This is a genomic window from Nonomuraea sp. 3N208 (assembly GCF_052245935.1).
Lineage (GTDB): Bacteria > Actinomycetota > Actinomycetes > Streptosporangiales > Streptosporangiaceae > Nonomuraea.
On record NZ_JBQQBR010000059.1, the window covers coordinates 16336 to 28419 of the forward strand.

At 67.1% G+C, this 12084-nt stretch carries 13 protein-coding genes; 2 read left to right on the plus strand and 11 right to left on the minus strand.

All coding sequences use genetic code 11. The features are described from left to right. Window positions 1–92 precede the first annotated feature (92 nt). The 4 genes from ACTWPT_RS52625 to dnaB all read right to left on the minus strand — a co-directional run bounded on the left by ACTWPT_RS52625 (window position 93) and on the right by dnaB (window position 4486). Window positions 93–1907, minus strand: coding sequence for a hypothetical protein (locus ACTWPT_RS52625; RefSeq protein WP_443185101.1), 1815 nt, complete (start codon window positions 1905–1907; stop codon window positions 93–95). Between the two features lie 8 nt (window positions 1908–1915). Further along, on the minus strand, window positions 1916–2188 hold the full coding sequence (locus ACTWPT_RS52630; protein ID WP_443185102.1) for a hypothetical protein: 273 nt from the start codon (window positions 2186–2188) through the stop codon (window positions 1916–1918). Then, complete coding sequence (locus tag ACTWPT_RS52635; protein WP_127941341.1) at window positions 2185–2835, minus strand: TnsA-like heteromeric transposase endonuclease subunit; 651 nt, start codon at window positions 2833–2835, stop codon at window positions 2185–2187. Before ACTWPT_RS52635 ends, ACTWPT_RS52630 begins: the two co-directional genes overlap by 4 nt. 286 nt (window positions 2836–3121) lie before the next feature. Next, entirely contained in the window at window positions 3122–4486 is a 1365-nt protein-coding gene (gene dnaB / locus ACTWPT_RS52640) for a replicative DNA helicase (protein WP_443185103.1), read from the minus strand. 284 nt (window positions 4487–4770) lie between these two features. Here dnaB and ACTWPT_RS52645 point away from each other — a divergent pair, with 284 nt between their 5' ends. Further along, window positions 4771–6072, plus strand: a complete 1302-nt coding sequence (locus tag ACTWPT_RS52645; protein WP_443185104.1) for an MATE family efflux transporter — start codon at window positions 4771–4773, stop codon at window positions 6070–6072. A 119-nt stretch (window positions 6073–6191) separates the two neighbouring features. Beyond that, a complete protein-coding gene (locus ACTWPT_RS52650) occupies window positions 6192–7655 on the plus strand; it encodes an APC family permease (protein WP_443185105.1) in 1464 nt (487 codons plus the stop codon). On the opposite strand, the gene ACTWPT_RS52655 is transcribed toward ACTWPT_RS52650, so the two are convergent. From ACTWPT_RS52655 to rpsF, 7 genes are all read right to left on the minus strand, one after another. Next, window positions 7652–8395: an amino acid ABC transporter ATP-binding protein gene (locus ACTWPT_RS52655; RefSeq protein ID WP_443185106.1), complete on the minus strand. Its 744-nt coding sequence runs from the start codon at window positions 8393–8395 to the stop codon at window positions 7652–7654. The genes ACTWPT_RS52650 and ACTWPT_RS52655 overlap by 4 nt on opposite strands. Then, on the minus strand, window positions 8392–9231 hold the full coding sequence (locus ACTWPT_RS52660; protein ID WP_443185107.1) for an amino acid ABC transporter permease: 840 nt from the start codon (window positions 9229–9231) through the stop codon (window positions 8392–8394). Before ACTWPT_RS52660 ends, ACTWPT_RS52655 begins: the two co-directional genes overlap by 4 nt. Next, on the minus strand, window positions 9228–10085 hold the full coding sequence (locus ACTWPT_RS52665) for an ABC transporter substrate-binding protein (protein ID WP_443185108.1): 858 nt from the start codon (window positions 10083–10085) through the stop codon (window positions 9228–9230). The genes ACTWPT_RS52660 and ACTWPT_RS52665 overlap by 4 nt, the downstream gene beginning before the upstream one ends. Window positions 10086–10364: 279 nt before the next feature. Further along, a complete protein-coding gene (gene rplI / locus ACTWPT_RS52670; protein ID WP_443185109.1) occupies window positions 10365–10811 on the minus strand; it encodes a 50S ribosomal protein L9 in 447 nt (148 codons plus the stop codon). Window positions 10812–10826: 15 nt separating this feature from the next. Then, window positions 10827–11063: a 30S ribosomal protein S18 gene (rpsR, locus tag ACTWPT_RS52675; RefSeq protein WP_020543048.1), complete on the minus strand. Its 237-nt coding sequence runs from the start codon at window positions 11061–11063 to the stop codon at window positions 10827–10829. Window positions 11064–11126: 63 nt separating this feature from the next. Further along, entirely contained in the window at window positions 11127–11705 is a 579-nt protein-coding gene (locus ACTWPT_RS52680; RefSeq protein WP_443185110.1) for a single-stranded DNA-binding protein, read from the minus strand. Window positions 11706–11783: 78 nt separating this feature from the next. Further along, window positions 11784–12074, minus strand: a complete 291-nt coding sequence (gene rpsF / locus ACTWPT_RS52685) for a 30S ribosomal protein S6 (RefSeq protein WP_443185111.1) — start codon at window positions 12072–12074, stop codon at window positions 11784–11786. Window positions 12075–12084: the final 10 nt, after the last annotated feature.

A 12084-nucleotide genomic window follows, 5' to 3' on the forward strand; every position in this document is an offset into this window, starting at 1 on the left:
CGCAAAGCCTTCCTTCCTGGTCAGGGTCAAATCGTCGAGTGCAAGGGTCCTCCACGCTGGATCCTCCCGTGGCACCTGGACCTCAGACAGGATCACAGGTCCTCCAGGGCATCGGCGTAGAAGGACTCCTCGTCGAGTTCGGCATCCTCGCCAAGCACCCCGCCCTCGAAGTCTTCGGCGTCCGCGGCGTCATCGTCCCCGCCGATGTCGGCGGGCTCTCGCACGAGCTCGCGCGGGAGCTGCTTGTCCCACTCAACGGCGAACGCGATCTGTTCCCTGGCCGCACGCAGCGCGATCCGCCGCTCGGCCAGCGTCATGCCCAGCCCCAACTGCCAGCGCTCGAGCAGTTCGGACACCGCCAGGCGGTCGTTGGAGTACGGGTGCTTCGTCGCGGCGAGCTTGCGACCGTACTCCAGAGCGTCCTCGCTCAGCGGGAAACTGCGGCTGGCCGCGTGCTCCCAATCCAGCTGGTGCCAGGTCCGGTCCAGGTCACGGAAGTAGGCGTGGTCGATGTCGTCCGGGTTGACCTGGATCGGCCACTTGCCGCCCAGATACGGGCTCGGGCGCCCGTCGAGGTAGAGACCAGGGCCGTTGTAGCGCCGACCGTCGATCTCGACCCCGTAGGGCTGGATGGTGCGCCACTTGGTCTCCAAGAACTCCAGCGCCAGGAATCTGTCCCGGGGAACCTCGATGTAACCGGCCCTGGCCATCCCGTGCTCGAACATCTGCGCTGGCGACATGCGCAGCCCCGGGACCGCCGGGTCGATCAGACTCGAGTGGGGTGTGAGGTGATAGGTCGCCGCGATCCATTGCCGGATCCGGTCGAACAATTCGTCGATGTAGTAGAACGCCTCCCGTTCAGGCGCCTCGCCCCGGGAGAAGAGATCCGGGCCCTTGTAGCCGGGCAGGGTGTGCAGCAGCCCTTCCCTCAACGTCTTGAAGAACCGTTCGACCGGCCCCTTGTCCCGGCCCGTCCGGAGCCGGACCGGCTGGATGGAGATGCCCATCCGGGCGCAGACGCTGCGCAGATGCTCTGAGACGTAGATCTTCCCGTGGTCGATCACCACGGTCTCGGGCACTAACGCGGGTCCTGCCGCCTTCGCCATCGGCCCATCGATCGCCGTCGGGTCGATCAGCACCGAACGGGGGATGCCGTGCTCGGGCCAGACCGCCTCGCGTGGCCAGTGCGCCGCGACCGGTAACGGCCGGTATGCCTGGAAGAGGGCCGCGGCCGCGTCCACCGCCTTCGTGGACACCGGCGTCAGCCGGATCCCCACGATGCAGCGGGTGTACCAATCCATCACGACGGTCAGCTCGCAGTTGATCCACCGCAGAGTCACCGGATCCAGCGCGAACACGTCCAGCCGGGTGGTGTCCATCAGCAGGTACTCACCCGGCCGGGTCGGGCGCAGACGCCCGAACACCTCCCGGGGCCGTCCGGCGATGTCCCGGTTCCGCTTCGTACTCAACCGGAACGTCGGGTGCTGCCGCTCCAGCGCTTCCAACGCCTCATATGCCTTGGACTGGCCGGGCATGTCCACCGCGCCCTCACCGAATCGTGCGACCAGGCGTGCCCGCGTGCGTTCGATCACCTCGATGCGCTGCGGTTTGGACTGGTCGGTGTACTCGACCATCACCTCCAGCGCCGTCTCAACCCACCTCGGGTCGAGACGGTCGAGGATCGTCGTTCCACGGGCGCGGGGCGCGAGCCCGGCCGCTCCTCGTTCCTCAACCGCGGCCACCCACCGCTTGATGGTGCGTACTGAGACGTCCAACTCCCGCGCCTTGGCCGCATATCTGGTCATCTTCGGCAAACCGGGGTCGTACTCAGGTCTCGGCTCACCGGGCGCCGCCAGCTCGGAACTGCCCGACCGGTAGCCGCACCGCACCTCTCGAACATGTCCCACCAGGCCTGCTACACGTTCCTGTTCAGCACGGTCGAGCCGCGAGAGCACCACCGAGGCGACATCGTCGACATCCCCCGAGCAGGCTCCGGCTTCCTCGGAACGATCGTGGCCCGGTCGGAGAACAGCAGCTCTTTGACCGAGACCCGCAGCATCCGCCCTCTGCCGTCCTTGAGCACCACCTCGTTGCCCGCACCGGTCGCTGCGAATTCGACGACTTCGACGGCCTCCCCGTCGTAGACGAGCCGCGCCCCAATGCCAAGCCGCACTGTGCCATGGCTCATGACGATCTCCTCAGAACGGTGCCTGGGCATAGCCGGATGCTCAGATCAGCCCTGAACCGTCCGGTCCAGAGCAGGTGGAGGACAGCCGCCCGTACCAGCCTCGGGTCGAAGCTCGACACCGTTGCGAAGGCCTCCCGCAACGTCACCCCGTCCGTCACGCTTGCCTCCAACGCGGCCACGAGACCGGGTGAGAACAACCAAGGCCTGCGATACCCGGCGAGAAACCGGATGTTCTCGGTCTCGACCGGATCCGGCTCGCTCCACACTTCAAAACCCCAGCCGCGCGACTCGATTACCCGCCTGCTCCAGGCGAAGGTGAACGCGACCTCTGGACGCGCCAGCCGCCGTGCCGGCTTCACATCTACCACCAGCGGACCAGACTCGGTCATCAGCAGGAAATCGGGGATGTGCCGACGCTCAGCGCCCTCCACCTGGGCCGTCATCAGAAACGGCTGAGCCACGATCCGAGAGACCGACCGGTCGAAGTCGGCAAATAGAAGCCGCGCCAGCTCAAGCCGGGACTCATAGATCACATGTGAGCCCTCGGTAGCAGACCAGAATGCACCCGAATAGTGCTTCTGACCATGGTGCCAGCGGAACGTCCGCCACGGCCCGGCCGCAAGCATCTCCTGCACCGGCGCATCCATGAACCGGCACGACACCGCCGCGGTCCCGTTCGGCGACTTTGCGCGGACCTCGGCCGAACCTACGACATCAGCATCCGACAAGAGCACCTCGACCCCTCAGGGAGACCTGGCAGGTGCCCTCATCATGGGCTCCAATGACCCCACCGTCACCAAAAACGCCAACAACATCACTAGATAGTGCGACCCTGTAGACCTGCGAGTCCGCGAATGGTGTCCTAAGGGCCATCTATGGGACACGGCGACGCGGAAAGGGACATCAAAGTGCGGACCCTACAAAGGCTGACGGTCAGTGCTGGGCCATGTCCACGAAGCGGCTGTAGTGGCCCTGGAAGGCCACCGTCACCGTGGCCGTGGGCCCGTTACGGTGCTTGGCCACTATGAGGTCCGCCTCACCCGCCCTGGGCGACTCCCGCTCGTACGCATCCTCACGATGCAGCAGGATGACCATGTCCGCGTCCTGCTCAATCGATCCGGATTCACGAAGATCGCTAACTTGGGGGCGTTTGTCCGTTCGCTGCTCGGGACCGCGGTTGAGCTGGGAAATGGCGATGACCGGCACCTCGAGCTCCTTGGCCAGCAGCTTGATCGCACGAGAGATCTCCGAGACCTCGTTCTGGCGGCTCTCGGTCTTCTTCGGCGAGCTCATCAGCTGGAGGTAGTCGATGACCACGAACCTCAGATCGTTGCGCTGCTTGAGCCGCCGGCACTTGGCCCTGATCTCCATCATCGACATGTTGGGCGAGTCGTCGATGAACAGCGGCGCCTCGGCCACCTCGCTCATCCGGCGGGCCAGGCGCGTCCAGTCGTCGTCGCCCATCATCCCCGACCGCATGGCATGCAGCGCGACCCGGGCCTCGGCGGACAACAAGCGCATGGTGATCTCGTTGCGGGACATCTCCAGCGAGAAGATGACCGTGGTCATCCCATGCTTGATCGCCGCCGAACGGGCGAAATCCAGACCTAGGGTACTTTTCCCGATCGCAGGACGCGCGGCCACGACGATCATCTGGCCCGGGTGGAGGCCGTTGGTGAGCTGGTCGAGGTCCTGGAAGCCGGTCGGCACGCCGACCATCTGGCCGCCTCGGCTGCCGATGGCCTCCAGCTCGTCCAGGGCGCCGGGCATGATGTCGGCCAGGGGCGCGTAGTCCTCGGAGGTGCGGCGCTCGGTGACCTTGTAGATCTCCGCCTGGGCGCGGTCCACGAGGTCGTCGACCTCTTCGTTCTGGCCGCCGTAGCCGTAGGAGACGATGCGGGTGCCGGCCTCGATGAGGCGGCGGAGGATGGCCTGCTCTCGGACGATCTTGGCGTAGTAGCCGGCGTTGGCCGCGGTGGGGACGACTGCTGTGAGCGTGTGGAGGTAGCCGGCGCCGCCCACCCTGGCCATCTCGCCGCGCTTTTGCAGCTCGTCGAAGACGGTGACCGCGTCGGCGGGCTCCCCCCGGCCATAGAGGTCGGTGACGACGTCATAGATCATCTGGTGGGCGGGCCGGTAGAAGTCGTCAGCCCGAATGATCTCCACGACGTCGGCGATCGCGTCCTTGGACAGCAGCATGCCGCCCAGCACCGACTGCTCCGCATCGATGTTGTGCGGGGGTGTGCGCTCGAAACCAGGACCACTCGGGCCCGCGCCGGTCTCTTCGTCAATGCTCACCGCGCCCCCTCGAACAACCTTGCAGGCGGTCGCACCACCCCCACTTGTAGTCGACCGGTGTGACAGTTTCGCGGAGTCGGGGTCCGTCGGCAACGCGGCCTGTGGACAACCCTGTGGTCAAGCTGTGCACTATCGGCCCCAGGGTGTGAACGGCCTGTGGACGAGGCTGGGGATAACTGTTTCCGATTTCCACCAAAGTGCCGCTGAGCTGGGCGAACGGTGTCCACCGGCTGTGGAGGAAAGAAAGTTTCGCCGACACGCCGCGTAAGGGTCATAATGGACAAATGCTCATTACACCCAGAGATCGGGAGATTCTGCGGCTGGCCGTGCCGGCGTTCGGCGCGCTGGTGGCAGAGCCGCTCTTCTTGCTCTCCGACTACGCCATCGTCGGGCACGGGCTGGGCACCACGGCGGTGGGCGCTCTAGGTGTGGCGGGCACGGTCCTGGGAGCGCTGATGAACCTGTGCGTCTTCCTCGCTTACGGAACGACGGCATCCGTGGCGCGGCAGACCGGCGCGGGGGAACATTCGCGGGCCATGCGCAGCGGCGTGGACGGTATCTGGCTGGCGCTGGGCATCGGCGTCGCGCTGATCGCGGTGTTCTGGCCGCTCGCCCCCGCGGTCGTGGAGCTGTTCGGGGCCGGCGCGGAGCAGAGCGCGCAGGCCGTGACGTACCTGCGGATCAGCCTGCTGGGCGCACCCGGCATGCTGGTCGTGCTGGCGGGCACGGGGGTGCTGCGCGGGCTGCAGGACACGGTCACGCCGCTGGTCGTGGCCATCGGCTCATTCGCGCTCAACGCGGCGCTCAACGCCTGGTTCGTGCTGGGGCTGGGGTGGGGCATCGCCGGGTCGGCATGGGGCACTGTGCTGGCGCAGACGCTGGGTGCGGCCGTCTACCTGGTCGTGGTGGCCAAGGGCGCGCTGCGGCTCGGCACACCTCTTACGCCCGGCCTGGCCGGGATCAAGCAGGCGGGTACGGCGGGCTTCGCGCTGTTCGTCCGCACCCTCTGCCTGCGGATGGTGCTGACCGTCGCCACGGTGATCGCCACGAGGATGGGCGAGGCCGAACTGGCCGCATACGCCCTCGCGACCCAGGTGTGGACGTTGCTCGCCTTCGCGCTTGACGCCATCGCCATCGCTGGCCAGGCCATCACGGGACGCTCCCTCGGGGCGGGGGACGTGGCCACCACCAGGGCCGCGACCAAGCGCATGGTGCAGTGGGGCGTGTGGTCGGGGATCGTGCTCGGCCTGCTGGTGCTCGTCGCCAGGCCGGTGTTGCCGGGGTTGTTCGACGCCGATCCGCGGGTCGCCGAGCTGCTGCTGGCCCTGTTGTGGCCGGTGGCGCTGTTCCAGCCGGTGTGCGGGGTGGTGTTCGTGCTCGACGGCGTGCTGATCGGCGCGGGCGACCAGCGCTACCTGGCGTGGGCAGGGGTGTGGACGACGCTGGCGTACCTGCCGGCCGCCTTCCTCGCCTCCGGGCTCGGCGTGGTCGTCCTATGGTGCGCGCTGGGCGTGTGGATGATCGCGCGGCTGATCACTCTCGTACGTCGTGCCGCCGGCACCGCCTGGCTGGTAACCGGGGCGTAGGCGCGGCTGCGCCGCGACCTGCAGCGGACCGCTGAAACGCGGCCCACCGTAACCGTCTCGTGCTTGCTGTTGTCCAAGTGGTGAGACATTGTGGGCGATGTCCCTGAGCGGGGTGTTCCTTGTCCACAATTCTTCGACGACTGCCGCCTTCCGAAGCGACCGGCTTACGCACCGGCGCCCGGCACAGCCTGGCCGAGCTCTACCGCCCGGCAGACCTGGTCGTGCTCGGACTCGGTGTGATGATCGGCGCGGGGATCTTCTCCATCGCCGGCCAGCAGGCGGCCACCGCGGCCGGCTCTGGCGTGATCCTCTCCTTCATGATCGCGGGTATCGCCTGCCTGCTGGCCTGCCTGTGCTATGCCGAGCTGTCATCCACGATGCCGACCTCGGGCAGCGCCTACACCTTCACGTACGTCATCTTCGGCGAGGTCTGGGCGTGGATCATCGGCTGGGCGCTGATCCTGGAGCTGCAGTTCGCCGTCGCCGTCGTGGCCAGGGCGTGGGGCCTGATCACGGTCGGCGCGATCACGAACCTCGGCGTACGCGTCCCGAATCCCGACCTCGTCGCCGACCTCCTCGTGCTGGTTATCCTGGTGCTGCTCACCGGAATTGTGGCCCTGAGCGCCCGGGTCGGGTTGCGCGCGCTTTGGGTCATGGTGGCGGCCAAGCTGCTGGCCATCGGCGCGGTCATCATCGTGGGCCTGCCGCACCTCGACGCCGGCAACTTCGGCGAGTTCTACGTGCCGCCGAAGACGCTGGCGGCCCCGCCGGCCACCGTACTCGAAGTCCTCGTCGGTGAGAGCAGCGCCTTCGGCTGGTTCGGGATCTTCTCGGCGGCCTCGGCCATCGCGTTCGCATACATCGGGTTCGACGTCGTAGCCACGGCGGCAGAGGAGACCGTCAACGCGCCGCGCGCGGTGCCCAGGGGCATGATCCGCAGCCTGGTGATCGCCACCATCATCTACATCGCGGTGGCGCTGGTCATGGTGGGCATGGTGTCGTACACGAAGATCTCGGTGGAGGCCCCGCTGGCCAGCGCGTTCCGCGCGGCCGGCGTGGACTGGATGGCGCACGTCATCGACGTGGGCGCGGTGCTCGGGCTGACGACGGTGATCCTGGTCCTGATCGTGGGGCAGACGCGGGTGTTGTTCTCGATGGCCCGCGACGGGCTGATCCCCCGCGGCCTGGCCATGGTCAGCCGCCGCTACCACACGCCGTCGCGGGTGACGCTGCTGATCGGGCTGGTCGCGATCGTGCTGGCCGAGTTCGTTCCGGTGCTCACGTTGCAGGAGCTCGTGGTGATCGGCGCGCTGTTCGCGTTCGCGTTCGTGGCCGCGGGGGTGATCGTGATGCGGCGGCGCATGCCTCATCTGGAGCGGGGGTTCCGGGTGCCGCTCTCGCCGCTGGTGCCGGCGCTCTCCCTGGTGGCCACGCTCTGGCTCATGGTGAACCTGCGGGTGCTGACCTGGGCGTACTTCGTCCTGTGGATGGCCTTCGGCCTGCTGGTCTACCTCGTGTACGGCCGCCGCCACAGCCTCCTGGGCCGCCCGGTCGAGACCCCACGCGGCCGCCACCGGCGCTAGAACCTCCTCGTCTCCAGCACACTTCGCAGGAACTCCCTGGTCCTGGCGTTCTCGGGGTCCGTGAAGATCTTGTCCGCGGGCCCCTTCTCGAGCAGCACGCCGCCGTCGAGAAAGCACACCGTGTCCGAGATCTCGCGGCAGAAGCCCATCTCGTGCGTCGTCAGGATCATCGTCATGCCCGACTCCTTGAGCTCCCTGATGATCCCCAGCACCTCGACCACCAGCTCGGGGTCGAGTGCCGAGGTCACCTCGTCGAGCAACATCAGCTTGGGCTGCGTGGCCAGCGCCCGGATGATGGCCACCCGCTGCTGCTGCCCGCCCGACAGCCGGTCGGGGTACGCCCGCGCCTTGTCCGCCAGCCCGAACCTGGCCAGCAGCTCGTGCGCCTGCTCCTCGGCCTGCTCCTTGGCCACGCGGTGCACCTGGCGGGGCGCGAGCGTGATGTTGTCCAGCACGGTCATGTGCGGGAACAGGTTGAACGCCTGGAACACGATGCCCAGCCGCTTACGCACGTCGTCGACGTTCACCCGCGGGTCGGTGATCTCCTCACCGTCCAGGAAGATCACGCCGTCGTCCACCGTCTCCAGCAGGTTGACGCAGCGCAGCAGCGTGGACTTGCCCGAGCCGGAGGCCCCGATCAGGCTCACCACCTCGTGCGGGCTCACCTCCAGGTCGATGCCGCGCAGCACGTTGTGGCCGTGGAAGTTCTTCCACACCCCCTCGATCGACAGGATGCTCATACGCCGCGCCTCCTGCGGGTACGGGCGGCCAGGTGGTCGGTGAACCTGGCCATGGGGATGGTGAGCAGGATGAACAGCAGCGCCGCCGCCAGGTAGGGCGTGTAATTGAAGGTCTTGGTCACGTGGATCTGCGCCTGTCTGAGCGCCTCCAGCGGGCCGATGGTGGCCACCAGCGCCGTGTCCTTCTGCAGCGAGACGAAGTCGTTCAGCAGCGGCACCACGACCCTGCGCGTGGCCTGCGGCAGCACCACGAATCGCATGGTTTTGCCGTGGCTCAGCCCGAGCGAGCGGGCCGCCGCCACCTGGCTCGGGTGGATGGACTCGATGCCGGAGCGGAAGACCTCGGCCACGTACGCGCCGTAGGACAGCGTCAACGCGATGATGCCCAGCGTCACCAGGTCGGACGGGATGCCCTGGAGCCGGAGGGCGGGCAGCCCGAACCCGACCAGATAGATCACCAGAATCGTCGGCACGCCGCGGAAGATGTCGGTGTAAAGCGTGGCCAGCGCCCGGATCGGGAAGAACGCGGGCGTCCTGATCCCTCTGGCGAGCGCCACCAAGAGCCCCACGACCAGGATCAGCACCTCGGCGATCAAAAAGATCTTGACGTTGAGCATGAACCCGCTCAGCACGTCGGGCATCGCATCGGAGAAATGCTTCCAGCTGAAGAACTTCTCCTGCACCCGCGGCCAGCCAGGCGAGTTCGTGACCACCCACATGACCAGGACGATGAACACCACCGTCGAGGCCGTCGCGATCGAGGCTGAGCGGCGGGCGTGCGACCTGCGGATCCGCTCCCGCTCAGCCTGCCGCTCGGACTTGACCCACTCGCTCATTTCAACTCGGGAGCGCCCGCGGCCGAGCCGAGCCACTGCTGCTCGATCTTGGCCAGCTCACCCTTGGACTTCAGCGCATCCACGGCCTGGTCGACGCACGGCTTGAGCGGGCTGCCCTTCTCCATGACCAATCCGAACTCCTCCGGCGCGCCACCAGTCGAGCTGAACTGCCCCACGATCTTCGAGTTCTCGACCTGCGCGGCGGTCACATAGAACGCCGTCGGCAGGTCCACGACCAGCGCGTCCACCTGCTCGTTCTTCAACGCGTTCACGGCGTCGATCTGCTCGTTGTACACGTTGGGGTCGTCCGCGGGCTGGATGATCTCCTTGACGGCGGCCAGCGAGGTCGTGCCCACCTGCACGCCGATCTTCGCGTCCTTCAGCTCGGCCAGGCTCGTGGCCCCGGCGTACTTACCGCCCTCGATGGCCACGACAGCCTGCTTGACCGTGTAGTAGCCCTTGCTGAAGTCGACCGCCTGAGCCCGCTCAGGAGTGATCGACACCTGGTTGATGTCGAAGTCGAACTGCTTCTCACCGGGCGCGAACGCGGAATCGAACTTGACGGTGCTCCACTGCACCTCGCTCCGATCGAAGCCGAGCTCCCCCGCCACGGCAAAGGCCACAGCACCCTCGAAGCCCTGCCCGTTGCTCGGGTCGTCGTCCTTGAACCACGGCTCGAACGCCGGTTTGTCGGTCCCGATCGTCAGCTTTCCGGGATTGATGAGCGCGAGCTGCTCCTTGGTGCAGGTAGTGGACGTCGCCGGACTGGCTGACGTCGTGCTCGCCGTGTTGTCCACAGGTGCACAACCGACGACCGCCACGGCCAACGCAAGCAGCATGAAGGAACGGGCCATGGCCTTGCCTCCAGGGGGAAACGTGCTAAGAACTAGGGCATTCTACGCTGCATCTGCCACGGCAATCGGCCCAGACTGGGCTCGCGTAACGGCGCTCAGCCGGTGAAGGGTTCAGAGGCCGTTTCCTGGAGGGCCGGCAACCGAAGTACGGCGGTTGGTGGGCCACGGCAGCGCGTAAAAGAAGAAGGAACCACGGCACAGGGAACGAGCCGCGGGGAACGAGCCGCAACAAATGAAAAGGGCCCCGCTCCTGACGGAGGGGACCCTGATCACAAACGGTCAGCCCGCAGCAACCTCAACATCCACAGAGGCAGACACCTCGGGGTGGAGCTTGACGGTGATGCGGTGGGAGCCGACGCTCTTGATCGGGTTAGGGATCTCGATGCGGCGGCGGTCGAGCACGGGCCCGCCGGCGGCCTTGACCGCGTCGGCGATGTCGCCCGTGGTGATCGAGCCGAACAGGCGGCCGGACTCACCCGCGCGGGTGGTCAGGCGCACGCGCAGGGCGCCGAGCTGGCCGGCGACCTCCTTGGCGGTGCCCAGGTCACGGATCTCGCGGGCGTCGCGAGCCTTCCTGAGGGACTCGATCTGCTTCTCGGCCCCGCGGGTCCAGCGCATGGCGAAGCCGCGCGGGATGAGGTAGTTACGGCCGTAGCCGTCCTTGACCTCGACGACGTCGCCAGGGGCGCCGAGGCCGGAGACCTCGTTGGTGAGGATGAGCTTCATATCGACAAGTCCTCCTTAGCGCGCGGTGCTCGTGTAGGGCAGCAGGGCCACCTCACGGGCGTTCTTGATCGCGGTCGCCACGTCACGCTGGTGCTGGGTGCAGTTGCCCGTCACCCGGCGCGCACGGATCTTGCCGCGGTCGGAAATGAACTTCCGCAGCAGCGCCGTGTCCTTGTAGTCGACGTAGGAGATCTTGTCGTGGCAGAACAGGCAAACCTTCTTCTTGGGCTTGCGCAGTGCCGGCTTAGCCATCGTGGTGCTCCTCTCAGAGCCCCGCCTTTTGGGCGGGAATGGACTCGGACTTGTGGATGTGGACTAGAAGGGAGGCTCGTCGCTGAAGTCGTTGCCGCCGCCGCCGCCGCCGCCGAAGCCGCCGCCGCTGCTGCTGCTCTGCTGGCCGCCGCCGCCGTAGCTGCCACCGCCGCCACCCTGGTAACCGCCGCCCTGGGGCGGGGAGGGTGTCGCGGAGGCCCACGGGTCATCGGCCGGGCCGCCGCCGCCGCCGAAGCCGCCGCCACCGCCCTGACGGGAGGTGCGGTTGACCTTGGCGGTGGCGTTGCGCAGAGACGGGCCGACCTCGTCGACCTCGACCTCGTAGACCGTGCGCTTCTCGCCTTCCTTGGTCTCGTAAGACCGCTGCTTGAGCCGCCCCTGCACGATGACCCGCATGCCGCGCTGGAGGCTCTCGGCGGCGTTCTCCGCCGCCTGCCGCCACACGTTGCAGGTCAGAAAGAGGCTCTCGCCATCCTTCCACTCGTTGGTCTGGCGATCCATGAACCGCGGAGTGGACGCGATGCGGAATCGAGCCACCGCTTGCCCCGTCGGGGTGAAGCGCAGCTCCGGGTCGTCGACGAGGTTGCCGACGATGGTGATTACGGTGTCGCCTGCTGCCATGGCTAGCGCTCGCCTTCCTGCACGCCTTCGCTTGGGTTACGGCTCAGACTACGGGTGTTCCCCGACAAAAAGCCGGGGTTAGTGCACGTCCGGACGCAGGACCTTGGTGCGCAGGATGCCCTCGTTGAGGTTCATCTGCCGGTCGAGCTCCTTGACCGTCGCGGGCTCCGCGGACAGGTCGATGACGGCGTAGATGCCTTCGGACTTCTTGTTGATGTCGTAGGCGAGCCTGCGACGACCCCAGACGTCGACCTTCTCCACGGTGCCGCCGTCGTTGCGGACCACGGTGAGGAACTGGTCGAGGGACGGCGAGACGGTGCGCTCATCGAGCGAAGGGTCCAGAATGACCATTACTTCGTAACGACGCATGCGGACTCCA